Raw genomic sequence first — 25,110 nt, forward strand, 5'->3', positions numbered from 1 at the left:
CAGAATTGTGGCTGATCAGTTTATTCCAACGCCACTGCTTTTATCTGCGCATATACCTGCTGATCAATTTGTAAGCCTAGGCGTTCAACAGATTGCTTAGTGAGCAGAGCCTGCAGCGGCTGGCCATCAAGTGTCAGTTGCACCAGGGTTTCAGCCGGGTGGGGGGCGGTATTAAAGCCAATGATACTAACCTGCAACTGATTACTGACCGAACTGTCGTTAAGAGGTGTTAAGCTAAGCGCAATATCGCGCGCCTGAATGCGTAAACGGTAAACCGAGGGTGAGTAATTTGCGGTGTCGGTATGCATTGGTGCAGGTAGTTGCAGCTGTTGCTGGCCAACACTGAGCTGAAGCAGGTGATGGTTGCAGCCGTGGCTTCTGGCATGCAGCAGTGACATTGCGCCGCTGGCGGCAAGCTGTGGCTGCATGAGTTGCTGTGGCAGCGGGCCGTGGCTGATGATGCGGCCATCCTGCATCAGCACCAGGTGATCGGCCAGTTTTACGACGTCGTCCAGCTGATGGCTGACCAGCAGCATAGGTATGCCGGTTGTATTAGCTATGCGCTGTAAAAAGGGCAAAATCTCGCTGCGGCTTTGCTGATCCAACGATGCTAAAGGTTCATCCAGCAGCAGTAATTGCGGCTGGCTCAGTAAAGCCCGGCCCAGTGCGATGCGCTGGCGCTGACCGCCGGATAAGTACTGTGGCGCCAGTTTAAGCAGTGGCGTCAGCTCGAGTAAGCGGATCACCTGCTCTGGTTGCAGCCGCACAGCAGTTTGCTTTGCCAGCCGGTTAAAGCCATACAGCAGGTTTTGCTCAACTGATAAATGCGGCAGCAGGCTGCTTTCCTGAAATACCATACCGATCCGGCGCTGATGCACCGGCACAAACTGTTTACCCTGTTGCCATGGCGTTTCGTTAAGGCAAATTTGCGCATTAGCATGGCGGTCAAGCCCGGCAATTGCGCGCAATAAGGTGGTTTTACCACAACCCGAGCGGCCAAATAGGGCGGTAATACCGTTTAGCGGCAGGCTGTTATTTAACTGCAGTGAAAATTCGCCAAGCGCCAGGCTTAACTGCACTGTAAGCGTTTGGCACTCAGGCGCAGCGGCTAATTGGCGTGGCTGGCTAATATGCTGCCAGCAGTGCTGGGCGGCATGTTGCAACAGGCTAATCATAGTATGGCCTCGCGCTCAAACCGGCGGTTCAACCCATATACAATAAACAGTACTGCAAAGGCGGTAATTAATAACCCTAACGATAACTGATGCGCTTGCGCATAATTCATCGCTTCGGTGTGGTCATAAATCAGTACCGATAACACCTGGGTTTCGCCGGGTATACTGCCACCGAGCATTAAAATAACCCCAAATTCGCCTAAGGTATGGGCAAACGTTAACGTTGCAGCAACGATAAACCCACCACGGCATAGTGGCAGTATTACACTGAACAGCTGATCCAGCTTGCTGGCACCTAAAGTAGCGGCGACTTCCAGCGGCCTTGGTCCCATGCGTCGAAAGCTTTCCACTAAAGGCTGCACGGTAAAGGGCAGAGAGTAAATTACCGAGCCAATTAAAATGCCACTAAAGCTAAATGCCAGATGGTTTAGCCCCAGTTGCTCCAGGGTACTGCCGATAGCGCCATGCGGCCCAAGCAGCAGTAACAAATAAAAACCCAGCACAGTGGGTGGCAATACCAGTGGCAGCGCTACTATCGCCTGAATGGCGGTGCGCAGTTTGCTATGGCTAAGCGATAACCACCAGGCCAGCGGGGTACCCAGCAGCAGTAAAATCAGCGTGGTGTATAAACACAGCTTAAGGGTGAGTTGGATGGCTTGCCAGTCCTGACTACTCAATATTGTGAGAAACTCAGGCATGGCTTAGTCCTGTGCCGGCAGAGTTGCAGGCAGTTCAAAGCCGAAGCGTTGCATTACCGTTAGCGCTGCCGGATTTTTCATAAAGGCGCTAAAATGGTGAGCAGCACGGTTATCCGCGCCATGACGGGTAACCACAAAAGCCTGGGTAAGCGGCTGATGCAGGTCTGTCGGAATAAGGTGATAACCCTGTTTGGCCAGTTCAGGAAACTTTGCTAACGACAGCGCAATAATGCCAATGTCTGCGCCGCCGCTTTGCACCAATTGTGCGGTTTGGGCGATGTTTTCGCCATACACCAGCTTTGGTTCAAGCTCTGCCCACAGGCCAAGAGTTTGCAAAGCTTCTTTGGCACGTTGGCCATAAGGCGCATGCGCCGGTTGAGCAATGGCCAGGCGACGAAACGTCATGTTTTTCAGCTGATGCAGCTCAACCTCTGACATATTTTGCCGTGGGCTCCACAGTACCAAATGACCCACAGCGTAAGGTTGTGGCACAGTAACCGCGTGGCCATCCTGGTACAGCAGCTCAGGAAAGCGGCTGTCAGCTGAAAAAAACAAGTCAAAAGGCGCGCCATGGCGAATTTGCGTGCTGAGTTTGCCGCTTGAGCCATATACAACATGAATATCTGTGGTGGGGTGCTGCTGGCGAAACAGCAGAATGACTTCATCTAAGGCATAGCGTAAATCTGACGCTGCAGCCAGCATCAGCTTGTCGCCGGCATAAACCGGTAGGGCGTAAACCAGAGAAAACAGACAAAACAGCAGTGCACTCCGGATCATATTTTACTCCCAGCGCGCCAGCGCCTGCTGATCACTGGCTTTGGCCTCAACCCAGTAATCACCCGTAGCGGTATGTTCTTTTTTCCAGAACGGTGCGCGGTTTTTTAAGTAATCCATAATAAACTCGCAGGCGGCGAACGCAGCGGCCCGGTGGGCGCTGGCTACCCCGACAAACACTATTTGCTCATTTGGCTTAAGCCTGCCAACCCGGTGAATAATATGTACAGCAGCTAGTTGCCAATGATTAAGCGCATCGGTGGCAATGCGGTTAAGTGCCTGTTCGGTCATGCCAGGGTAGTGCTCCAGCGTCATGCCATGCAGAACGGTATCATGCAGCTCTCGCACCAGGCCGCTAAATGTGACAATTGCTCCACATGCGGGGTTGCGACGCAATTCGTGATATTCACTGGCCAGACAAAAATCATCACTTTGTACGGCGACAAATATGCTCATATCAGCCTCCGGTTACCGGGGGGAAAAACGCCAGTTCATCGCCATCCTGCACGCTGGCGGTTAGCGGCACCAGCTGCTGGTTTACTGCGCATAGTAAATCGGTGCGACTTAGTTCTTGCTGCCAGTTTTGGCAGCGGCTTTGCAATTGACTGAGCACTGACGCCACATCCAAGGTGTTGCCTTCACAACTAAGCAGGTATTGTTCACAATCCAACCGTTCGCGCAGCGCTGCAAAAAACAGAATTTTAATCATATTGCCTCCGAAATATAATGCCCCGACTTACCACCGGTTTTTTCCAGCAGCCGGATCTCGCTAATGGTCATCGCCTTATCTACCGCTTTACACATATCGTAAATGGTTAGCGCTGCTACACTGGCGGCAGTTAATGCTTCCATCTCAACGCCGGTTTGGCCGCTTAGCACACAGCAGCTTTCAATTTTTATCTGACCTTGCGCTGGCAGTAGCTGAAAGTCGACTGATACCTGGCTTAGCATGAGCGGATGGCACAGCGGAATAAGCTCACTGGTTTTTTTCGCTGCCATAATGCCGGCAATGCGGGCGGTGGCCAGTACATCGCCTTTTTTCAGTAAGGCCTGCTCAATTAAACTGATCACTTCTGGCGTGGTAAATACTACTGCGCCGGCGCGGGCCAGCCGCTTAGTGTCCTGCTTGTTACTAACATCGACCATGGCAGCGGCACCACTTTGATCCAGATGCGTTAAATGTGGGAATTCACTCATTTCAGGCTCCACAATTATTGATTGGGTTGTTTTTCACATGAGCAACAAAGTTACCTTTTACATGTGCAACAAAGTTGCATGGCCCGGTTTTGCTATCCAGCTGTGGCAAAATCAACTGTTGCATCGCCACAGTGCAGGCGCCGCCAGAGCCAGGCATCGCAAATAGCAAAGTGCCATTGGCCAGTCCAGCCAGTGCGCCGGATTGCAGCGCAGCAGAACCTAACTCGTTAAACGATAACTGGCGAAACAGCTCACCAAAGCCTGGTACCTGTGTATCCATAAGCGGTGTTAATGCCTCGACCGTACAGTTGCCCGCAGCAAATCCAGTACCGCCATTCAGCAACACTACCTGAATGGTCTCGCTTGCGATCCACTGACTTAACACGGCACGTATGTGATATTTGTTGTTCGGCAATACTATCCGCTCTGCTAATTGGTGACCTGCGGTTTGCAGCAGCTGACAGAGCAAGTCGCCGCTGCTGTCATTAGCACTGCTTCGACTGTCCGAGACGGTAAGTACTGCTATAGAAAGCGGATAAAACCGACTTAAGTCAGGCCTCGGCATAATGCACTCCGTTATTAAATAAATTTAGGCAAAGCTGCCAGTCTTGTGGTGTATTGGTATTTAATAGCTCAGTGGTCGGAACTGGCAGGGATAAGGCGTTAAGCTTTGCCAGCAGTGCTTTTACCGAGCGCTGGCCGCTTTGCAGTTGTGCTCTAATTAGGGTGCTGAGTGTCGGGCTTACCGCTAGCACGCAGGGTAGTGGGCTGTCGGCAAAGCACGCAGCACCAGCATTGTTGTTAGCAGTAGCGTGTTGCAGCAGACGCTGCAGACTACGCACACTGAGTAATGGCGTATCTATTGGCAGTACCAGTAGCTGTGCACTTTGGCAGTGTTCAAGCGCCGCTAAAATACCGGCTAAGGGCCCTTGTTGCTGAGTTTGATCGGCAATAAAACCCGGTTGGTTACGACTAATCAGTACCTCTGCTGCACCGCTTTCTTGCGCCAATTGCTGCATATGCTCAAGTAAACTCAGGCCATTGAGGTTTAGCAGCGCTTTATCCTGGCCCATGCGGCTGGATTTTCCTCCGGCTAAAATCAGTGCGCTAAATTGCATACAACTGCTCATATTAGCCACCTCTCTTATCCACCGATCTGGGCTAAATGCCGGGTGCTGCCACTGTAATCTTCAGCTAACTGATGGCTGAAAGCTTTGCCTTGCACTGCTTGTTGCAAAAAACGCATTAAGGGCGCGCTATTATCTGTTTGCAGCAGGCTACGCAACTCCTGGTGGTTGTCGGTAAACAGACACAAATACAGCTGACCCAGGCTTGAAACCCTAAGCCGGTTACAGTCGGCACAGAAGTCTTTGCTGTAGGGCATAATCAGACCAATCCGCCCCTGATAATCGGCATGCGAGTATTCCAGAGCCGGACCGTCAGTTTTCGCTTTGACGTTCAACTGCCAGCCCTGATCCAGTAGCTGTTGTTGAATGCTGGCACCACTTAAATGTTGGCGCTGATAAAAATCAGCATTATCGCCAGTACGCATCAGCTCGATAAAACGCAGCGCAATATCCTGTTGCTTCACAAACTTAAGAAAATCTGGCAGGGCCAGGGCATTATGCTGTTTTAGCAGTACGGTATTAATTTTTACCTGCTTAATGCCAATGGCTTTAGCATGGGCTATGCCCTCTAAGATGTCGGCTAATTTGTCCTGGCCTGTGACCAGGTGAAAGGTGTCGGCATCCAGGCTATCGACGCTAACGTTCACCGCATCCAGACCTGCTTCCTGCCAGGCCAGCGCATCGCGTTTTAAACGGTAGCCGTTGGTGGTCAGTGCCACTTTTTCAATACCGGGCACCGCTTTGCAGATAGCGATAATTTCGGTTAAGTCTTTACGTAAAGACGGCTCGCCACCGGTAATCCGTACTTTGCGGGTCCCCAGTTTGGCAAAGGCTGTGACCAGGCGTTTTATTTCATTTAGGGTTAATTCACCGCTACGGGAGTCGCAGTCAATGCCATCAGGCAGGCAATAGCTGCAGCGAAAATTGCAGCTTTCAGTAACAGACAGCCGCAAATAGCTAAAACGGCGCGCATAAGCGTCAGTTAACATAATTCACCTTTCCAAATGGGGAGGTATGGCCGTTTCCCGTCATACCCTGTGGCATGATTGCCACGGCATACCGTTCATCCCTGATATCGTAAAATTCGTGTCAGGCTTAGAGCCGGTAGCTCGGTGTTGTGGGTTAATGTTACATGCTGAGGCTATGCTTGGTTATTGCCATGAAGAGGGGGGTATGGTTACTCCATTGTGGGTAGGCGGACTTGCAAAAAGATACTCATAAAACAAAAACGCCACCCGTAAGGTGGCGTTTTTGTTGGAATTTTAAGGTTACAGCTCTTCGCGGATATAGCGGATCCTCTCGTCCTCATATACCTGATAAATATTTTGTAATAATGCTTTTAAATCATCAGATTGTTCACCCATCCGTATACTCATAATGATCGGCGATAAGGCGCGCTCTTCATTTAAATCCAGATAACTAACATCTTGGCGGATAAAAGCATGCATACTGCTTGGCACTATGGTTAACCCTTCGCCGGCAGCAACCAGACCGATTGCAATTTGTAACTCCCGCACTTCAATCACCTTGGTTGGCTTTAAACCCCTATCATGAAACAGCGCGAGAATTTGATCGGCAAAACTTGGCCGTGGCTGCTTCGGGAACACTAAAAACGGTTGATCAACTAAATCTTTGAGCGTGACACTTTGACCTAACTCCGCCAGGGGGTGCTTTGATGGTAGCGCGACCATCAGCGGTTCTTCGCGTAACAAAATACGCCGGATACTCGGATCTTCGACCCGTAAGCGGCCAAAGCCAACATCAATTTTACCGGCTTTTAGTGCTTCAATTTGCTCTGATGTGGTCATCTCATGCAGTATCAGCTCAACGTTCTGATGCTGTTCGCGAAATTGGCGAATTATTCGTGGCAGCAAACCATACAGCGTAGTTGCGACAAAACCAATTGATAAACTGCGCTCAATTTTGCCAACCCGCTGTGTCATGGTCTTAATTTCGGCGCTTTTGGCAAGCAGTTGTTTGGCATGGGTATACAAAAATTTACCGGCCTCAGTCAGCTGCAGTGGCCTACTGCTGCGTTCAATTAAACTAACCCCTAACTCATCTTCTAGTTGTTGAATTTGCCGACTAAGTGGTGGTTGAGCAATAAAAAGTCGTTCGGCTGCACGGGTAAAATTCTGCTCTTCTGCTACTGCCACAAAATACCGTAAATGCCGAATTTCCATCATGTATACCTTTTTGGTATGAAGTTGATACCAACATAGTGTTGGAACTGCGATTAGTGCCGAAGTATTGTCCGGTTATCCGATTTAACTATACCGAAACGATATGATCAAGGCGATTGAAACAATTCTGATAGATATCCCGACCATCCGGCCACATAAGTTGTCGGTGGCGACGATGAGCACTCAGACTCTGGTACTGGTGCAAATCCAAACTGATGACGGTTACACCGGTTGGGGCGAAGCCACTACCATCGGCGGCCTGAAATATGGTGACGAGAGCCCAGAAAGTGTGGCAGTGAATATACGCCATCATATAGCGCCTTTATTACTGCAGCAAGATGATCGCCATGTCGGCGCCCTGATGTACCGCCTGCGTAAAAACATCCGCGGCAACCGTTTTGCCAAATGTGCGCTGGAAACCGCTTTACTGGATATTCAGGCGCAGCGTTTGGGCGTACCAATGAGTGAGTTTCTGGGTGGCCGCCTGCGTGACAGCGTCCCGGTACTCTGGACGCTGGCCAGTGGCGATACCGCCAAGGATATCGATGAGGCGCAAATGATGCTCGATTTGCGCCGGCATAACAGCTTCAAACTGAAAATCGGTTTAAACAGCATTCAATATGACGTGAACCATGTATTGGCGATTAAAAAAGCGCTGGGTGCTGAGGTCAGTATCCGGGTTGACGTCAACCAGGCCTGGTCGGAACTACAAGCCACCTCTGCCATTCAGCAGTTACAGGATGGCGGTATTGACTTAATTGAACAGCCATTGAAAGCAGAAAACCGCATCGGCATGGCACGGCTGGCTGAGCGCTTTAGCGTTGCCATTATGGCCGACGAAACTTTAAACGGCCCGCAGGATGCATGGGAAGTGGCGCGTCTGAATGCTGCCGATGTGTTTGCGGTAAAAATTGCCCAGTCGGGTGGCCTGACCCAGGCCAAAGAGCTTGGCAACATCGCCCGTTTAGCTGGCATTAGCTTGTATGGCGGCACCATGCTTGAAGGGCCCGTTGGCACCATGGCCTCGGCCCACTTGTTCGCCACCTTTGATGAATTGGAATTTGGTACCGAGCTATTCGGCCCTTTGCTGCTTAAGCAAGACATTCTGGCCGAGCCGCTGCAATACCGTGACTTTGCGCTGCAACTGCCGACCAAACCGGGTCTGGGGCTGGCGCTGGATCTTGACAAAATTGCCGCTTGGCGTCGTTCGGCATAAGGAGTTTTAGCATGTTATTTCAAGTCCGGATGGATGTAAAAATCCCCACCCATTTAAGCGAAACCGAGGTCAGTGACCTTAAAAGCAAGGAAAAAGCGTTGGCGCAACAACTGCAGCAAAGCGGCAAATGGCGCCATCTGTGGCGCATTGCCGGTCAGTACGCTAACACCAGTATTTTTGATGTTGCCAGCAACGAAGAACTGCACAACCTGTTGTTGTCGTTGCCGCTGTATCCCTTTATGCAGATTGAGGTCACGCCACTGTGTCGGCATCCGTCCTCAATCCATGATGACGACCGCTAAACCACTATCACACTAATAATTTGATTCCGACAAGGGGACAACAGCATGACACATAACGAAATAGACCAGTTAGTTAAAGGCTTTATTATCGATGCCGCCCAATCTGCAGCCAACCCACGGGTACAGCAAATTGTGCTTCGACTAGTGAGTGACTTATTTAAAGCTATCGAAGATCTTGACCTTAGCGCCAGCGAAGTATGGCAAGGCCTGGAGTTTCTGCAAGAGGCCGGCGGCCGGATGGAGCTGGGTTTAATTGCCCCAGGTATCGGCTTAGATCGCTTCCTCGATATCCGCTTTGACGAATCGGAAGCCAAGCTGGGCATCACCGGCGGTACACCCCGCACTATCGAAGGCCCGCTTTATGTGGCCGGAGCTCCTGTTGCCAAAGGCTTTGCGCGACTGGATGACGGTACTGAGTCTGAGCAAGGCAAGGTGTTGTTTATGCAAGGCACCGTGTATGGCGCCAATGGTAAGCCGCTGCCAAACAGTCAGGTCGAAGTGTGGCACGCCAACCTACTGGGTAACTATTCCTTCTTTGACAAATCACAGTCGGCCTTTAACCTGCGCCGCACTATCACTACTGACGAAAACGGCCGTTACCAGTTCCAGAGTATCGTGCCAAAAGGCTACGGCTGTCCGCCAGATGGTAGTACTGCCAAATTACTGGGTTTATTAGGCCGCCATGGCCAGCGCCCGGCACATATCCATTTTTTTGTCACGGCTGTTGGTCATCGCAAACTGACCACCCAAATTAATATCGACGGCGACGAATACCTGTGGGATGACTTTGCGTTTGCCAGCCGTGAAGGCCTGGTACCACCGGTAGTTGAGGTTAGCGATCCGACTGAGATGGCAAAGCATGGTGTCAGTAAACCTTTCGCCTCCATTGATTTTGACTTCCACTTAAATGCAGAAGTGGCGGCTGCGCCTACTACTGAAGTCGAGCGGCGTCGCGCCCAAGCTTGAATTCACTCTTGATTCATCCTGAGTTCCCTTGGCGCAGCAGTTAGGTAAACCATATTAGAAACTGCTGCGCTTTTTTCAGGCGCTAAGCAACTGATTTTGAGGTAACACACCATGTATATGATCGATCCGGACCGGCCGCTAAACGAGCGCACCCTGAACGACTTCTTAATTGAAGATCATGCTAAAGGCGACCACCGACTGCATCGCAGCGCCTTTACCGATCAGCGCTTATTTGAGCTGGAAATGAAATATATCTTCGAAGGTAACTGGATTTACCTGGCGCATGAAAGCCAGATCCCGGACACCAACGATTACTACAGTACCTACATTGGCCGTCAGCCAATCTTTATTGCCCGCAATCGCGCTGGTGAGCTGAATGCCTTTATCAACGCCTGCAGCCACCGTGGCGCCCAGCTGTGCCGCCATAAAAAAGGCAACAAAGCCACCTTTACCTGCCCCTTCCACGGCTGGACCTTTAATAACAGCGGAAAGCTGTTAAAGGTTAAAGATCCGCTTGATGCCGGTTACTCTGAGTGCTTTAACAAAGAAGGCTCGCACGATCTGAAAAAAGTGGCGCGCTTTGAAAGCTACCGCGGCTTTTTATTCGGCAGTTTAAACCCGGACGTGGCCCCGCTGGCTGAGTTTTTGGGCGAAGCGGCGAAAATCATCGATATGATTTTCGATCAATCGGCCGATGGTCTGGAAGTGCTGCGCGGCTCTTCTACCTATACCTTTGACGGTAACTGGAAACTGCAAGCCGAGAATGGCGCCGACGGTTACCACGTCTCTGCCGTGCACTGGAACTATGCAGCTACAACCAACCGCCGCAAAGAAGAAGCAGCCAAGCGCGAAGACAAGATCAAAGCGATGGACGCCGGCCGTTGGGGCCAGCAGGGCGGTGGTTTCTATGCTTTTGAGCAGGGCCATATGCTGCTGTGGACCAACTGGGCTAATCCGGAAGACCGGCCGAATTTTCCGCGTTATCAGGAATTTGCCGACAAGTTTGGTCAGCCCACAGCGGATTGGATGATCCAGCGCTCGCGCAACCTGTGTTTGTATCCGAACGTTTACCTGATGGATCAGTTCGGCAGCCAAATCCGGCTGTTACGGCCGCTGAGTGTGGATAAAACCGAAGTCACCATTTACTGCATTGCGCCCAAAGGTGAAAGCCCGGAAGCCCGTGCCCGCCGCATCCGCCAGTACGAAGATTTCTTTAACGTCAGTGGCATGGCCACCCCAGACGATCTGGAAGAATTCCGCGCCTGTCAGCAGGGTTATGCCGGCAGAGTGATGGAATGGAACGATATGTGTCGCGGTGCCACGCACTGGATCCAAGGCTCTGATGCCGCTGCTGAGCAAATTGGCCTGAAACCAGTAATGAGCGGCCTGAAAACCGAAGATGAAGGCTTATACACCGTGCAACACAGCTACTGGTTAAAAGTGATGCAAGACGCCCTGGGCAAAGAAGGAGGTAAAGTATGAGCACGCTGACCCCTAATGCAGTTGATTATCAGCAACTTTGCGCTTTTTTATACCGCGAGGCGCGTCTGCTTGATGACGAACAGTGGGACGACTGGCTGCAGTGTTATGCCGATGAAGCCCAGTTCTGGATGCCCTCCTGGGATGACGACGACAAGCTGGTTACCGATCCGCAGACCGAAATTTCGCTGATCTATTATCCAAACCGCGCGGGTTTGGAAGATCGGGTATTTCGGATCAAAACCGAACGTTCCAGCGCCACCATGCCGGATACCCGCACCAGCCATAACCTGAGTAATATCGAGCTACTCGAGCAGCAGGGCGATTTGGTCACAGTGCGTTTTAACTGGCACACCCTGAGCCATCGTTACAAAACCACCTTCAACCATTTTGGTATGTCGCGTTATGTGATTGATGTTAGTGGCGACAGCCCGAAAATCCGCGAAAAGTATGTGGTGCTGAAAAACGACTACATCCATCAGGTTATTGATATTTACCATATTTAATTGTCGGGGAGCCTGCTATGACCTTTCGTATTGCCTTACAGTTTGAAGACGGTGTCACCCGTTTTATCGACTGCAAAAACGGCGAGTTGCTATCCGATGCTGCTTACCGCCAGAAAATCAATATTCCGCTGGACTGCCGCGACGGCGCCTGCGGTACCTGCCGCGGCTTTTGTGAGTCGGGCAAGTACGATATGCCGCCCGAGCTGTATATCGAAGATGCGCTAACCCCGGAAGAAGCCGAGCAAGGTTATATTCTGGGCTGCCAGATGCGGCCCAAGTCTGACTGCGTGGTGCAAATTCCGGCTTCGTCAGTCAGCTGTAAAACCAGCATGGCCGAGTTCGCCGGCACCTTAACCGCGTTAAGTCAGCCGAGCGATTCCACCATTTGTTTTAGCATTGCGCCAGAGCAACCGGCTGAGCTGAGTTTTCTGGCCGGGCAATACGTTAAGGTGGCTGTACCCGGCACCCAGGATAGCCGTGCCTATTCTTTTAGCTGCGGCCCGAGGCAGGACAGCGTGAGCTTTATTGTACGCAATGTGCCGGGCGGCCTGATGAGCAGCTTTTTAACTGACGGCGCTAAAGTTGGCCAAGCCATGAGCTTTAGCGGCCCTTACGGCAGCTTTTATCTGCGACCAGTGCAGCGTCCGGTGCTAATGCTGGCAGGTGGTACCGGCATCGCGCCCTTTATGGCGATGCTGGATGTGCTGGCGCAAACCGGCAGTGCTTATCCAGTCAAGCTGGTATTTGGTGTGACCCATGATCAGGATTTAGTGGAGCTGGATAAACTAGATGCTTTTAAAGCTGAGCATAGCTGGTTTGACTATCGCACTGTAGTGGCCAGCGAGGCCAGTCAGCATCCGCGCAAGGGCTATGTCACGGCACATATTGACGATGCCTGGCTGAATCAGGGCGACGTTGATATCTATCTGTGTGGCCCGGTGGCAATGGTGGACGCAGTACGCAGCTGGCTGAATATCGCACAAATTACCCCGGTGAGTTTCCACTTCGAGAAATTCTCGGCCAGTGTCGGAGCTTAAGATGAGCAAACGCTTTTTAAATAAAGTGGTACTGGTTACCGGCGCAGCCCAGGGTATCGGCCGCGGTGTCGCAGAAGCGCTGGCGCAGGAAGCTGCAAAACTGGTGCTGGTTGACCGCGCCAGCTTTTTGCCTGAGGTGGCGCCGGAAATTAAAGCCGCTGCTGGCCTCGCTGACAGCGATATCTTAACCGTCGAAGCTGATCTGGAAAGCTGGAGCGGTGCCGAGCAAATGGTGCAGGCGGCGCTGACACAGTTTGGCCGTATTGATGTGCTGATAAATAACGTCGGCGGCACCATCTGGGCCAAGCCGTTTCAGCATTATCAAGCGGATGAAATTGAAGCTGAAATCCGCCGCTCTTTAATGCCGACCTTGTGGAGTTGCCGCGAGGTGCTGCCGACAATGCTAGCGCAGCAAGCAGGCGTAATTGTTAACGTCTCTTCTATTGCTACTCGGGGTATTAACCGCATTCCGTATTCGGCTGCCAAAGGCGGCGTTAATGCCTTAACGGCCAGCCTGGCATTTGAGCATGCTGCTGCTGGCATTCGGGTTAATGCTGTGGCTACCGGAGGTACTGAAGCGCCACCACGTAAGGTGCCACGCAATCCCAAACCACTGACTGCCGACGAACAGATCTGGTATCAGCAAATTGTCGATCAAACTATCGAGTCGAGCCTGATGAAGCGCTACGGCAGCATCAACGATCAGGTACAAGCCATTTTATTCCTGGCCTCAGATCAGGCCGCTTACATTACCGGTACGGTGTTACCAGTAGGTGGCGGCGATCAGGGCTAAGGGCAAACCAGAGCCGTTAACCCTTTAACTAAAGCTTTGCCAATTGCTGGCATAGCGAAGCAGGTGAACAGATGATTGATAAAACTGTGGCGACCGCCGCTGACGCGGTAGCGCAAATTTACGATGGCGCAACGGTGATGATTGGCGGCTTTGGCACCGCCGGCCAGCCGGCTGAGCTGATTGATGCCTTAATCGCCAAGGGGGCGCGCGAGCTGACCATTGTGAATAACAACGCCGGTAACGGCGATACCGGGCTGGCGGCGCTGTTAAAAGCCCGCCGGGTGAAAAAGATTATCTGTTCTTTCCCGCGTCAAGCCGACTCTTACGAGTTTGATGCGCTGTACCGTGCCGGTGAGATTGAACTGGAACTGGTGCCACAGGGCAACCTGGCTTGCCGTATTCAGGCCGCAGGTTCTGGCCTTGGCGCCGTCTTTACCCCTACTGGCTACGGCACCTTGCTGGCCGAAGGCAAAGAAACCCGCGAAATCAATGGCAAACACTATGTGCTGGAATATCCGATCAGTGCCGACTTTGCACTGATTAAAGCGCAGCAGGGCGATCGCTGGGGCAACCTGGTGTACCGTAAAACCGCCCGTAACTTTGGCCCTATTATGGCCGCCGCGGCTAAAGTCACCATTGCTCAGGTTAGTGAAATTGTATCACTGGGCGCGCTGGATCCGGAGCACGTGGTAACGCCCGGTATCTTTGTTCAACAACTGGTTGCAGTATAAGGAGCCGCACGATGACCTATCAGCCATTAAGCCGTGATCAACTGGCGGCGCGGGTTGCCCGCGACATTCCGGAAGGTAGCTATGTCAACCTTGGTATCGGCTTACCCACGCGGATTGCCAACTTTCTGGATCCGGAAAAAGAAATCTTTTTACACAGCGAAAACGGTCTGCTGGGGATGGGCCCGGCACCGGCACCTGGCGCAGAAGATCCGGAGCTGATTAACGCCGGCAAGGAATTTGTGACCTTGCTAACCGGCGGCTGTTACTTTCATCATGGCGATTCTTTTACCATGATGCGTGGCGGTCATATTGATATCTGCGTACTTGGCGCCTTTCAAATTGCCGCCAATGGCGATTTGGCCAATTGGCATACCGGTGCCGCTGATGCTATTCCAGCAGTCGGCGGTGCCATGGATTTAGCTGTGGGTGCCCGTAAAGTCTTTGTTACTACCGATCATGTTACCAAAAAAGGCGAGCCGAAAATCGTTGAACGCTGCAGCTATCCGCTGACCAGTGTCGGCTGTGTTGATCGCATTTACACCGATCTGGCGGTGATTGATGTGACACCACAGGGCCTGCAGGTACAAGAAATGGTAGTAGGTATTACTCGTGAGCAGCTGCAGGCGCTGACCGGCGCAACGCTGCAATTCTCTGCTAACTGTCAGTAAGCCTAAGGAGCTAACGATGAGTGAAGTCTATATTTGTGATGCCATCCGCACGCCCTTTGGCCGTTTTGGTGGCGCTTTAGCTGCAGTGCGCGCCGATGATCTGGCCGCGGTACCGATTAAAGCCTTAATGGCTCGCCAGCCACAGGTTAACTGGCAGGCAGTGGATGATGTGGTTTACGGCTGCGCCAATCAGGCCGGCGAGGATAACCGCAACGTGGCGCGAATGGCAGCCTTACTGGCCGGTTTGCCGGTCGATGTGCCGGGTACTACCGTTAACCGGCTTTGTGGCTCTAGTCTGGATGCTATTGCCATTGCTGCCCGTGCCATTAAAAGTGGCGAGCAGCAACTGGTTATCGCGGGTGGCGTGGAAAGCATGTCGCGCGCGCCCTTTGTCATGGGCAAGGCCGACAGCGCTTTTTCGCGCAATCAAAGAATTGAAGATACTACCATCGGCTGGCGCTTAATCAATCCGCTAATGGCAGAGCTACATGGTGTTGACGCAATGCCCGCCACCGCAGAGCATGTTGCCGAAGATTTTACTATCAACCGCGCTGATCAGGACGCCTTTGCGCTACGCAGCCAGCAACGCGCTGCTGCAGCACAGCAGGCCGGTATTCTGGCGGCAGAAATTACGCCGGTACTGATCCCACAGCGTAAAGGCGAGCCGCTAGTTGTGAATGAAGATGAACACCTTCGGCCGGATACCACCTTAGCCGCGCTGCAAAAGTTAAAGCCGGTTGTTAAAGCCAGTGGCACGGTAACGGCCGGGAACGCTTCTGGCGTGAACGATGGCGCTTGTGCCTTATTACTGGCGTCGGCAGCGGCAGTTAAAGCGCAGCAACTGACGCCGCGCGCCCGTATTTTAGGCACTGCTGTCGCTGGCGTGGCGCCGCGGATTATGGGTTTTGGCCCGGCGCCGGCAGTAAAAAAAGTGCTGGCATTAACCGGGCTTACTATTAAGCAAATGGCTGTGATTGAACTCAACGAAGCCTTTGCCGCTCAGGCATTGGCGGTCACCCGCGACTTGGGCCTGGCCGATGACGAAGCCAGAGTCAACCCCAATGGCGGCGCTATAGCGCTGGGGCATCCACTGGGCGCATCCGGCGCGCGGCTGGTCATTAGCGCTTTGCAGCAGTTAGAACGTAGCGGTGGTCGTTATGGTTTATGCACCATGTGTATCGGCGTCGGTCAGGGCATCGCCATGATTATCGAACGGCTGGAGGCAACCGATGTTTGTTAACACTGACGATAAAGTACAGCTTTACTATCAAACGGCCGGCGATCCGGCCAATCCGGCGTTGTTGTTGTCCAACTCGCTGGGTACCCGCTGGCAAATGTGGCAGCCACAACTCAATGCCCTGACCAAATACTTTTATCTGATTAGCTACGACAGCCGCGGTCATGGCAAATCCGATAAACCGGCTGGCCCTTATAGCCTGACCAGGCTGGGGCAGGACGCACTTTGCGTTTTGGGCGCGCTGGGGATTAAAAAAGCCCATTTTTGCGGTATTTCGATGGGCGGGTTAACCGGGCTATGGCTGGCAATTTATGCGCCGGAGCGGTTTTTAAAGATCGCAGTGGCCAATACTGCAGCGAAAATCGGCACGAAAGAGGGCTGGCAGAGCAGGGCGGCAGCGGTGCGTGAGCAAGGCTTGATTGAGCTGGCAAAATCAGCACCGCAGCGCTGGTTTACCCCTGGCTTTATCCGCAAGCAGGCTGCGTTAGTTGAGCAGTTAACGGATACCTTAGCCGAGCAAGATAAAGAGGGGTATGCTGCGTGCTGTGATGCCTTAGCTGAGGCAGATTTACGCGCGGATCTGTCGCGGATCCAGTTGCCGTTGTTAGTTATCGCCGGCAGCGCCGATCCGGTAACCACAATGGCCGACGCCGAGGCCATTTTGCAGGCATGCTCCAGTGCCAGTATGGTGTCGTTAAAAGCCTCGCATATCTCCAATCTGGAACAACCCGCAGCCTTTAACCGGGCGCTAAGTTCGTTTTTGCGGGGCTAGAATTTTTTTACAGCTGCATCGAACAGTATTGTTCGGTGCAGCTTTTCGTTTAGTTTTTGCCTCAGCTTCTAGATATTCGCATCCGGCGGCAAGCACACCGTACAACTTTGGCGGGACACGCTGTGAACCCATCCATGGTGGCACGGTGTCTTTGTGTGCAATATCGGCTGCAATCAACTATAACCCCGCCTGTTTTTCACACATATCCAAACCCGAATAGCAATGGTTTTTCATACTTTATCGGTATAGTGACATACTGATTCGGTGTTGGATTGTCGCGCTATAAGCAGCGTATCTTCTGGTTAATGGTGAAAATACACCATACCGATAAGGTTGCCTTGCCAGCCTGGCCAGCAACAGGAAGATAGAGAGAACAACGCAATGCCCAACACAACAATACACCCTGCCGGCAACAACCGGCCCGACACAACCCTCGATGTCAACCAAACCATCGACAACGCCCGCTTTAACCGCTTTCACTGGCGGGTACTGCTACTCTGTGCGCTGATCATTATCTTTGACGGCTACGATCTGGTGATATATGGCGTCGTACTGCCGGTACTCATGCAGGAATGGCAGCTCACCCCGATGCAAGCCGGTGCCCTTGGCAGCTATGCGCTGTTCGGCATGATGTTCGGCGCATTGTTTTTTGGTCCGCTGGCCGACAAAATTGGCCGCAAAAAAGCTATCGCCATCTGTGTGGTGCTATTTAGCGGTTTTACCTTTTTAAACGGCTTTGCCCGTGATGTGACCGAATTTGCGATTTGCCGCTTTATCGCTGGTTTAGGTATCGGTGGTGTTATGCCCAACGTTGTCGCACTTATGACCGAATATGCGCCGAAAAAAATCCGCAGCACCCTGGTCGCCATCATGTTTAGCGGTTATTCCATTGGCGGTATGTTATCGGCCGGTCTTGGTATCTGGCTGCTACCATCCTTTGGTTGGGAAATTATGTTCTATATCGCCGGCATTCCGCTGCTGCTGTTGCCTCTGATCATGTTCTTATTGCCTGAATCGGTCGGCTTTTTAATTAAACGGGGGCGCCATACTGAGGCTCGGCTAATGTTGCAAAAGGTAGAACCGGCGTTGCTGTTAAACGCGCAATCTGAATTATTACTGGCCGACAATAAACCCGCCGGCAAGCCGGTTAAAGCGCTATTTACTGATGGCCGAGCACTGAGCACCCTAATGTTATGGCTGGCATTTTTCTGCTGCCTGTTAATGGTGTACGCGCTGGGTTCCTGGTTACCGAAGTTGATGGCTAATGCCGGCTATAGTCTGGGCTCGAGTTTAGCTTTGCTGCTGGTACTGAATTTTGGTGCCATCTTTGGTGCGATCGGTGGTGGTGTGCTGGGCGATAAATTGAATTTACCCAAGGTGTTAGCCGTCTTTTTCACTATTGCCGCGGTGTCAATTACCTTGCTGGGCTTTAAGCCGCCGATGATCGTGTTATACACCCTGATCGGTATTGCCGGCGCGACCACAATCGGCAGTCAGATCCTGTTGTATGCCTGTGCCGCACAGTTCTATAACCAAAATATTCGCTCTACCGGCCTGGGTTGGGCATCGGGCATTGGCCGTAATGGCGCCATAGTCGGCCCCTTGCTGGGTGGCGCTTTGCTGGCCATTAGTTTGCCATTGCAGCTTAATTTTATGGCCTTTGCTGTACCCGGTGTTATTGCCGCCTTGGCCATGTCGGTATTTGTATTCAGTCAGCGTAGTCAACAGGGTTTGCAGGCGCTAAAGCTGCAACATCAACGGGTATAAATTAAAGCGAACTGACACCCTAATACTTATTAAACAGGATTTTTTATGCACAATGACGCTTGTGGCAGCTTCGTGCGGCCTGAAATTAGCAAAACAGCCCATTTAAAAGTAACTAAGCGTTTATGTTGTATCACTTTTATGCTATGTACCGCTTTTGTTAATGCGGCTCAGGCTAATGCGCAAATTGTCCCACTTTGGCAAGCCAGTAAGCTTGAACTACAGCTGCGAAATTACTATTTCTCGCGAGAGTTTAGCGATTTAAAAGCTCCAGGCGCACAACGTTCTGCAGAATGGGCGCAAGGTGCGCTGATAAGCTTTAAATCTGGCTATAGCGCCACGCCGCTGCAAAACGGTTTTGACTTGCATGCTTTCGCCGGTTTGAAGCTCGATAGCAGTCGAAGCAAAATGAATAGCGGTTTACTGGCACTGGACGATGATGGTACTGCCGCCGACAGCTACGGCCGGCTGGCCGGTACGCTAAAATTCAAAGCCGGCAGCACCGAGCTAAGAGTTGGCGAGTTAATGCCAAATTTGCCGTTATTATCCTACAGCGATATCCGACTCTTGCCACCAAGCTATCAGGGCGCCAGTTTGCACTCTGCGCTTGGCAGCAAGCTGATATTACAGGCTGGCTACTTGGAAAGCACCAGCTTGCGAAACCGCGCCGGGCGCGACAAATTACAAGCAATGCTGGGGCACATACCGCAGCGGCAGGTCAGTAGCAATAGCTTTCGGTATCTAGGGGCAGACTATCAGCTATCGGCCAATAGCCAGTGGCGGCTTTGGTATGCGCAGTTGGAAGATCTGTACCAGCAAGCTTATTTAAATTGGCAGCAGCAAGTTGCGCTAACGGCACGATTACAATTTAAAGCCAACCTCGGGGTGTTTTCAGCAAAGGAACATGGTCAGGCGTGGTTAAACGATGTGGATAACCAGGCTCTCTATGTGCAACTCTCGCTGAAGCAGGGCGCTCATACTGGCTATATTGGTTATCAGCAGATGAACGGCGACAGTGCTTTCCCGCGGGTTTTTGCCAATGTCAGTATTCTGGGTAACGAAGTGCCGACCTTTGAGTTTGCCTCGGCTGGCGAAAAGTCTTGGCAATTGCGCTACGACACCGACTTTAGCGCCTTTGGCCTGCAGGGTTTTAGTAGTACCTTGCGCTATATTAAAAGTCATGGTGCCAGAGTGGGTACCGTCACCAATGGTCAGGCTTTTGAACGCGATTTAGATCTGGCCTACAGTATTCAGCAAGGCGTGTTAAAAGGCTTAAGCATCCGTCTGCGTAATGTCACTGCGCGAGCTAATTACCGCACCGATATCGACGAGAACCGATTGATCTTAAATTACAATATCGTCTTTTCCCGTTGATAATCAGAACTGATCCCAAGAAGGGCATTCGCCATAATAGCCACTGATAAAATCAATAAATGATCTGAGCTTAGTTGCCATCAATTTTCGGTGAGGATACACCACATATAACCCCATAGGTTCAGGTTCAAACTCTTTGAGTATGACTTTCAGCTTCCCTTGTTTTATGGCGTCCCCCACCAGAAACGTCGGTTGCAGAGCATAGCCTTCTCCTGCCATCGCGGCGTCTACTAAAATGTCACCATTATTGCAGGATAGGCCGGCCGCTTGGTCTTTAATTGACAACTTCAGTGATTGCATAAGGGGGCTGGCGTCTTGAGGGTAAGACATATAGCTATAACGCAGGAAGTGCGCTGGAATAAGCTGGTCAGGGTGCGCTGGTGTGCCATTTTTTTCCAGGTATTCAGGTGAGGCGATTAATACAAGTCGAATGGGAGCAACCCGCCTGGCGATTAAGGATGAACTCTTTAAATGGCCAATTCTTAAGGCTAAATCAAAGCCTTCTTCAACCACATCGACTTGCCGATCGTTAAGCTGTAAGTTGATACCGACAGCGGGATAACGTTTTCTGAAGTCGCTGATAAAGGGTGACAATTGTTTAGTTGAAAAAGAAACGGGGGCATTTATACGCAGTAACCCCTGCGCTTCGTTCTTTAATTGGCCCAATCCGCCTTCCATATCTTGGATCCGTTCAAGGATTTGTCGAACGTGTTGCACGCACTGCTCGCCCGCTTCGGTTAGGCTGACAGAACGAGTGGTGCGATTGAATAATCTTACCCCTAAATGCTCTTCTAAATCAGATACATATTTACTGACCAGTTGGTTCGACATGTCTAGCTTATTTGCTGCTCGCGTAAAGCCACCCTCTTCATATACCGAAATGAACGCCTTCATTGTTTCTATTCTATCCATCATTCACCTCTAAGTAAGATAATTGCAAACAATACATTGGTAATGACCCAATGGAAATAGCATTTATCAATTAAAGGTATAAAAGTATGCTTGTTTGCAAGCTGATTTAAGCGATTAACCAATCTATAACGCAAAGAGGAAATGACAATGAACACATTAACGTGGAACAGATTATTACAATCAAATGCAGGTTTAGCGGCGCTGGTGTTACGCATCCCCGTTGGCATCATATTAGCTGCGCACGGCGCACAAAAACTGTTTGGTTGGTTTGGCGGCTATGGTTTAGCAGGCACCGGTCAGTGGATGGCGAGCATCGGTTTAGAACCGGGTTACCTGATGGCGCTGTTGGCCGGAAGCGCAGAGTTCTTTGGTGGGCTGGCATTGATCTTGGGCTTTTTAACACGACCTGCCGCCGCAGTAAGTGCTTTTACGATGTTGGTTGCTATTTTTAGTGTGCACATAAGCTACGGGTTATTTATGAGTAACAACGGCTATGAGTTTGCACTTAGCCTATTCGCTGCAACCTTAGCTCTAGCTTTACAAGGCGGGGGCAGTGTGTCTATCGACAACAAACTGAGCACCTTGTTAGCTAAAAACAAAGCAGGCCAAGCATACGCTGCTTCGGTAAAAGCCGCTTAATTTTTCCGGAAAAACACCTGGTAACAGGGCTAAGCGCAGTTACAAAGAAGAGGGGGCAAGGGTCTGCGTTAAACCTCAATCGCAATGTGCAAAAAACACAGGATAAACAAGACGGTGAGCACTGCTTCATTTTTCCGGTGCGCATTTTGACAAATCGAATTGTCAATGCACCGTTAGCGGTGGCTGCTTCGGTTTAATCATTGCAGCTGTAACAAGCAGAGCGGCCTCAACCCGAACACAGGAGCGTTAACTCATGTTTGCAGATATGCCTAAATCGGCTGTAAAGCAGCCGGCCTACTTTATACCGCATGGCGCGGGCCCCTGTTTTTTTATGAACTGGAACCCGACCGGCACTTGGCAGCAGATGGCCGCTTTTTTAAGTGGCATCGAAGCTCAATTGCCAATGACGCCAACGGCTATTTTACTGATTTCTGCGCACTGGCAGGAAGATGCCTTTACACTGACCGCGGCGGCCAAACCGGGTTTGATTTATGACTACTTTGGTTTTCCGGAGTCTACGTATCAGCTGACCTATCCTGCACCCGGCGCACCTGAATTGGCTGCGACCATTGCTAAACGGATTAGCGCAGCAGGCTTGCCCAGCCGGCTGGATCAGCGCCGCGGTTTGGACCATGGCGCTTTTATCCCGTTAAAACTGATGTTTGCTAAGGCAGACATCCCGGTAGTGCAACTGTCGTTGCAACGCGGGCTAGATGCCGCAGCACATTTGCAGTTAGGCGAGGCATTAGCGCCACTGCGCGAGCAGGGGGTGCTGATCGTCGGCAGTGGCATGAGCTTTCATAATATGCGCGGTTATGGAGATCCCCGTTATACCGCGCCTTCTGAAAAATTTGATCACTGGTTAACCGAAGCGGTGCAGGCAGCGCCGGCAGCGCGTTATACCTTGTTGCAGCAGTGGCAAAGTGCACCTTGTGCCGTAGATTGTCATCCGTTGGGTGGCGAGGAGCATTTGCTACCGTTAATGGTGGTCGTTGGCGCGGCTGCGGCAGACAAAGGCTCAAAAGTGTATTCAGAAAATGTGCTGTGCACTCAGTTGTCGGCATTTCGGTTTGATTAATAAGAGGAGTAATTTATGCAAATTGATTTAACAGCAAAGCAGGCGCTGGTTACTGGTGCTTCTGCCGGTATCGGTTTTGCGATTGCCAAAGGTCTTGCGGCAGCCGGTGCCAATGTAACCTTGGTAGGGCGTGATAGTGGCCGGTTAGAGCAGGCGGCAGCAGCATTGCGGCAGTTAAAATTAAAGGGAGATATTGCAACGGTAGAAGCCGATATTGCAACCGCTGAGGGCTGCCAGTTGTTACTGGCGCAACTGCCAGAAACCGATATTTTGGTTAACAACCTCGGCATCTATGGTGCAGTGCCGTTTTTTGACATCAGCGATGATGTTTGGCTGCAAATGCTCGAGGTTAACCTGATGAGTGCGGTGCGTTTAAGCCGGCATTATGCCAAAGCTATGCAGCAGCGCGGCTGGGGACGTATTCAGTTTATTTCCAGCGAATCAGCACTAAACATCCCAGCCGAAATGGTGCATTACGGTGTCAGTAAGGCAGCGATGCAAGGGTTGTCTCGAGGGCTGGCAAAAGTACTGGCCGGCAGCGGCGTAACCGTTAATAGTATTCTACCAGGGCCAACCCGAACCGAAGGAGCCATTAAGATGATGGCCGATTTAGCCGCTTGCCGCGGCGTCAGCACAAGCGAAATGGAAAAGCTGTTCCTGGCTGAAAACCGACCATCCAGTTTGTTGCAGCGCTTCGCCACACCAGAGGAAGTAGCGAATCTGTGTGTCTATGTTGCATCAGAGCAAGCCAGTGCAACCACCGGTGCTGCACTGAAAGTAGAAGGCGGAATTGTTGAAAGCATTGGATAAGTAGTGTGGCAGGCAATTAGGTGTTGCCTGCCACAGTGTTTAATTTGGGGACGCCAGTCTTATTCAGTTAAAAACAACTGGTAGCGCTGGGCTGTTTCTGTGAGTATTTCTAGCATCGGCATATGGCCAATATCTTTAAAAATATGCACCTGCAGCTGGGGAATGTGTTTTTTCCAGATTTTTGCTGCACTGACGTGCAGCAACTGATCCTGATCGCCCCACCAAAGCAAGGTGGGTATTTGCAGCGCAGCCAACTGGGGTTCGAGACTGGGGCTGCTGATAAAGTCATTAAACATTTTTTGGGGTGGGCTTTGCCGTGCTTGATAATTGTTGGCTATCGCAGCCAGTAAGATATCTGGCAGCAGTGGCGGCTTTGCCATGGTCATGGTGTAGAATTCATCAAACTACTGGCGGTTTTTGATCAGAAAAGGATTGCGGCCTGCAGCCAGCAACTGCTGCATCCGGCTTGGCTCAGGGGATCCCACACCTGTCGGGTTTACTAACGCTAGCGACAAGGTGCGTTGTGGGTAGCGGATGGCAGAATCGGCACTGATAAAGCCGCCCATTGAATTACTTATCAAATGCACTGCTTGAAGTTGCATGGCATCCAGCAATTGTTGAACTCGCTCGGATTGAGCGGGCACGCTATAGTCCCACTCCGTCTGATAGGGGCTGTCGCCATGGCCTGCCAGATCCGGGATCAGGATTTGATACTGCTCCGTCAAATGGCGGGCAAAACGCAGCCAAACCATTTTGTCGGCACTGAAACCATGCAGCATAACGATTACCGGCTTACTGGGGTTGCTATGCACGTATAGGCTCAGCGCCATCTCACCGATATCGACTTGCGTGCGCTCAAAGCCATACAGCCAGGCTTCAGTGGCTTCGCCTTTTTCATAGAGCCAATGGCCCAACTCACCATAGTAACGTTGGATCCCAAACCAGCTAGAGGCCAGCAGCGTTAGACTTATCAGCACTATTTTCATTAATGTTATCCGAATAGGTGGTCGTTTTGACGGTAATGACGGCTTGAGCGGCAATCAGTAAAACCAAAGCTTAGCAATATCGCAATCACGTTGCCGCCTTTACTTTTATCTCGGCTGTTGCAACTACATTGATCTTTGGGGTTTTATCTATTTCGCGCTAGAGCAGTCGGCTGTCGCGCGTTTCGGCGTCAGTGTATTCCTCGACAGCGCCGATGCTTTGATGCCACAGCTGTTTTCTAGCCGCCATTTATGATTCATTTTCGCCCCAATCACCACTATAGCTGGGGCCGCGATAGTGTTCCCAATTAAACTTACTGGTTTTAAAATAAGTCTTCTAGCACATTAACGTTACGGTTCTGCTGCGTTAAATAACAACGCAGAAAATCAGAGTGTGGGGCTTAACCAAAGTCGCTTCAGATAACGCAAATTAGCATTCAAGAAAGTGCGATGAAACAGACGAGCTAGCAAAACGATACATTATTGATAAGGGCGAGAACGTGAGATGGCGTCTCAGGTATTTCAAGCGTGCACAGACGCGAGCGCTTTAGTGGGTGAACAGTAATGTTGAAACTACTTATGTTTGCGTGGTGTTTGCACGCACGGGTTTTTAAATGCTGAAAACAAAAACGCCACCCGGAAGGTGGCGTTTTTGTTTGAATTTATTGGTGCGTCCTAGTGGACTCGAA

At 51.3% G+C, this 25,110-nt stretch carries 29 protein-coding genes and 1 riboswitch; of the genes, 16 read left to right on the plus strand and 13 right to left on the minus strand.

What is annotated here, in order from left to right:
* Window positions 1–20: 20 nt before the first annotated feature.
* From modC to B2X65_RS11865, 10 genes are all read right to left on the minus strand, one after another.
* Window positions 21–1,175: a molybdenum ABC transporter ATP-binding protein gene (modC, locus tag B2X65_RS11820; protein ID WP_290612741.1), complete on the minus strand. Its 1,155-nt coding sequence runs from the start codon at window positions 1,173–1,175 to the stop codon at window positions 21–23.
* Window positions 1,172–1,873: a molybdate ABC transporter permease subunit gene (gene modB, locus B2X65_RS11825; protein WP_290612742.1), complete on the minus strand. Its 702-nt coding sequence runs from the start codon at window positions 1,871–1,873 to the stop codon at window positions 1,172–1,174. Before modB ends, modC begins: the two co-directional genes overlap by 4 nt.
* A 3-nt stretch (window positions 1,874–1,876) precedes the next feature.
* Entirely contained in the window at window positions 1,877–2,650 is a 774-nt protein-coding gene (gene modA / locus B2X65_RS11830) for a molybdate ABC transporter substrate-binding protein (RefSeq protein ID WP_290612743.1), read from the minus strand.
* 3 nt (window positions 2,651–2,653) lie between these two features.
* A complete protein-coding gene (gene moaE, locus B2X65_RS11835; RefSeq protein WP_290612744.1) occupies window positions 2,654–3,103 on the minus strand; it encodes a molybdopterin synthase catalytic subunit MoaE in 450 nt (149 codons plus the stop codon).
* 1 nt (window position 3,104) lies between these two features.
* Window positions 3,105–3,356 carry a MoaD/ThiS family protein gene (locus tag B2X65_RS11840; protein ID WP_290612745.1) on the minus strand — a complete coding sequence of 84 codons (252 nt, stop codon included), beginning with the start codon at window positions 3,354–3,356 and terminating at the stop codon, window positions 3,105–3,107.
* Window positions 3,353–3,844: a cyclic pyranopterin monophosphate synthase MoaC gene (moaC, locus tag B2X65_RS11845; protein ID WP_290612746.1), complete on the minus strand. Its 492-nt coding sequence runs from the start codon at window positions 3,842–3,844 to the stop codon at window positions 3,353–3,355. The genes B2X65_RS11840 and moaC overlap by 4 nt, the downstream gene beginning before the upstream one ends.
* Before the next feature lies 1 nt (window position 3,845).
* Window positions 3,846–4,409, minus strand: coding sequence for a molybdenum cofactor synthesis domain-containing protein (locus B2X65_RS11850; protein ID WP_290612747.1), 564 nt, complete (start codon window positions 4,407–4,409; stop codon window positions 3,846–3,848).
* A complete protein-coding gene (mobA, locus tag B2X65_RS11855; RefSeq protein ID WP_290612748.1) occupies window positions 4,396–4,974 on the minus strand; it encodes a molybdenum cofactor guanylyltransferase in 579 nt (192 codons plus the stop codon). Before mobA ends, B2X65_RS11850 begins: the two co-directional genes overlap by 14 nt.
* A 14-nt stretch (window positions 4,975–4,988) precedes the next feature.
* A complete protein-coding gene (gene moaA, locus B2X65_RS11860) occupies window positions 4,989–5,960 on the minus strand; it encodes a GTP 3',8-cyclase MoaA (protein ID WP_290612749.1) in 972 nt (323 codons plus the stop codon).
* A riboswitch (molybdenum cofactor riboswitch) is annotated at window positions 5,949–6,098 on the minus strand. Its footprint overlaps the gene before it by 12 nt.
* Window positions 6,099–6,239: 141 nt before the next feature.
* Window positions 6,240–7,157: a LysR family transcriptional regulator gene (locus B2X65_RS11865; RefSeq protein ID WP_290612750.1), complete on the minus strand. Its 918-nt coding sequence runs from the start codon at window positions 7,155–7,157 to the stop codon at window positions 6,240–6,242.
* Window positions 7,158–7,257: 100 nt separating this feature from the next.
* Here B2X65_RS11865 and B2X65_RS11870 point away from each other — a divergent pair, with 100 nt between their 5' ends.
* The 13 genes from B2X65_RS11870 (at window position 7,258) to B2X65_RS11930 (ending at window position 19,999) form a co-directional block, all read left to right on the plus strand.
* The gene (locus B2X65_RS11870) at window positions 7,258–8,370 is read left to right on the plus strand and encodes a muconate/chloromuconate family cycloisomerase (RefSeq protein WP_290612751.1); all 1,113 of its coding nucleotides are present in this window, start codon (window positions 7,258–7,260) and stop codon (window positions 8,368–8,370) included.
* 11 nt (window positions 8,371–8,381) lie between these two features.
* Window positions 8,382–8,672, plus strand: a complete 291-nt coding sequence (catC, locus tag B2X65_RS11875; RefSeq protein ID WP_290612752.1) for a muconolactone Delta-isomerase — start codon at window positions 8,382–8,384, stop codon at window positions 8,670–8,672.
* 45 nt (window positions 8,673–8,717) lie between these two features.
* Window positions 8,718–9,638: a catechol 1,2-dioxygenase gene (gene catA / locus B2X65_RS11880; RefSeq protein WP_290612753.1), complete on the plus strand. Its 921-nt coding sequence runs from the start codon at window positions 8,718–8,720 to the stop codon at window positions 9,636–9,638.
* Between the two features lie 111 nt (window positions 9,639–9,749).
* Window positions 9,750–11,120, plus strand: coding sequence for a benzoate 1,2-dioxygenase large subunit (gene benA, locus B2X65_RS11885; protein ID WP_290612754.1), 1,371 nt, complete (start codon window positions 9,750–9,752; stop codon window positions 11,118–11,120).
* Window positions 11,117–11,623 carry a benzoate 1,2-dioxygenase small subunit gene (gene benB / locus B2X65_RS11890; RefSeq protein ID WP_290612755.1) on the plus strand — a complete coding sequence of 169 codons (507 nt, stop codon included), beginning with the start codon at window positions 11,117–11,119 and terminating at the stop codon, window positions 11,621–11,623. The genes benA and benB overlap by 4 nt, the downstream gene beginning before the upstream one ends.
* Before the next feature lie 17 nt (window positions 11,624–11,640).
* Window positions 11,641–12,660, plus strand: coding sequence for a benzoate 1,2-dioxygenase electron transfer component BenC (gene benC / locus B2X65_RS11895; protein ID WP_290612756.1), 1,020 nt, complete (start codon window positions 11,641–11,643; stop codon window positions 12,658–12,660).
* Between the two features lies 1 nt (window position 12,661).
* Window positions 12,662–13,453, plus strand: coding sequence for a benzoate diol dehydrogenase BenD (gene benD, locus B2X65_RS11900; protein ID WP_290612757.1), 792 nt, complete (start codon window positions 12,662–12,664; stop codon window positions 13,451–13,453).
* A gap of 71 nt (window positions 13,454–13,524) precedes the next feature.
* Window positions 13,525–14,184, plus strand: a complete 660-nt coding sequence (locus tag B2X65_RS11905; RefSeq protein WP_290612758.1) for a 3-oxoacid CoA-transferase subunit A — start codon at window positions 13,525–13,527, stop codon at window positions 14,182–14,184.
* Window positions 14,185–14,195: 11 nt separating this feature from the next.
* Window positions 14,196–14,852 (plus strand): 3-oxoacid CoA-transferase subunit B, encoded by a 657-nt coding sequence (locus tag B2X65_RS11910; protein ID WP_290612759.1) that lies wholly within the window; start codon window positions 14,196–14,198, stop codon window positions 14,850–14,852.
* Between the two features lie 16 nt (window positions 14,853–14,868).
* Window positions 14,869–16,092 carry a 3-oxoadipyl-CoA thiolase gene (pcaF, locus tag B2X65_RS11915; protein ID WP_290612760.1) on the plus strand — a complete coding sequence of 408 codons (1,224 nt, stop codon included), beginning with the start codon at window positions 14,869–14,871 and terminating at the stop codon, window positions 16,090–16,092.
* Window positions 16,082–16,861, plus strand: coding sequence for a 3-oxoadipate enol-lactonase (pcaD, locus tag B2X65_RS11920; protein WP_290612761.1), 780 nt, complete (start codon window positions 16,082–16,084; stop codon window positions 16,859–16,861). Before pcaF ends, pcaD begins: the two co-directional genes overlap by 11 nt.
* 381 nt (window positions 16,862–17,242) lie before the next feature.
* A complete protein-coding gene (locus B2X65_RS11925) occupies window positions 17,243–18,628 on the plus strand; it encodes an aromatic acid/H+ symport family MFS transporter (protein WP_290612762.1) in 1,386 nt (461 codons plus the stop codon).
* Window positions 18,629–18,673: 45 nt separating this feature from the next.
* Window positions 18,674–19,999, plus strand: a complete 1,326-nt coding sequence (locus B2X65_RS11930) for an OprD family outer membrane porin (protein ID WP_290612763.1) — start codon at window positions 18,674–18,676, stop codon at window positions 19,997–19,999.
* 3 nt (window positions 20,000–20,002) lie between these two features.
* On the opposite strand, the gene B2X65_RS11935 is transcribed toward B2X65_RS11930, so the two are convergent.
* Window positions 20,003–20,893, minus strand: a complete 891-nt coding sequence (locus tag B2X65_RS11935) for a LysR family transcriptional regulator (protein WP_290612764.1) — start codon at window positions 20,891–20,893, stop codon at window positions 20,003–20,005.
* Between the two features lie 165 nt (window positions 20,894–21,058).
* Between B2X65_RS11935 and B2X65_RS11940 the strand changes: the two genes are divergently transcribed.
* The 3 genes from B2X65_RS11940 (at window position 21,059) to B2X65_RS11950 (ending at window position 23,438) form a co-directional block, all read left to right on the plus strand.
* Window positions 21,059–21,550: a DoxX family protein gene (locus tag B2X65_RS11940; RefSeq protein ID WP_290612765.1), complete on the plus strand. Its 492-nt coding sequence runs from the start codon at window positions 21,059–21,061 to the stop codon at window positions 21,548–21,550.
* 253 nt (window positions 21,551–21,803) lie between these two features.
* Entirely contained in the window at window positions 21,804–22,628 is an 825-nt protein-coding gene (locus tag B2X65_RS11945; RefSeq protein ID WP_290612766.1) for a DODA-type extradiol aromatic ring-opening family dioxygenase, read from the plus strand.
* Window positions 22,629–22,643: 15 nt separating this feature from the next.
* Window positions 22,644–23,438, plus strand: a complete 795-nt coding sequence (locus B2X65_RS11950) for an SDR family NAD(P)-dependent oxidoreductase (RefSeq protein WP_290612767.1) — start codon at window positions 22,644–22,646, stop codon at window positions 23,436–23,438.
* A gap of 59 nt (window positions 23,439–23,497) precedes the next feature.
* Here the strand turns inward: B2X65_RS11950 and B2X65_RS11955 are convergent, their stop codons facing one another.
* Together B2X65_RS11955 and B2X65_RS11960 are read right to left on the minus strand one after the other, a co-directional pair.
* Entirely contained in the window at window positions 23,498–23,824 is a 327-nt protein-coding gene (locus B2X65_RS11955; RefSeq protein ID WP_290612768.1) for an alpha/beta fold hydrolase, read from the minus strand.
* An 18-nt stretch (window positions 23,825–23,842) separates the two neighbouring features.
* Window positions 23,843–24,424, minus strand: coding sequence for an alpha/beta fold hydrolase (locus B2X65_RS11960; protein ID WP_290612770.1), 582 nt, complete (start codon window positions 24,422–24,424; stop codon window positions 23,843–23,845).
* Between the last annotated feature and the right edge of the window lie 686 nt (window positions 24,425–25,110).

The organism is Arsukibacterium sp. UBA3155, from assembly GCA_002364615.1.
Classification (GTDB): domain Bacteria; phylum Pseudomonadota; class Gammaproteobacteria; order Enterobacterales; family Alteromonadaceae; genus Alishewanella.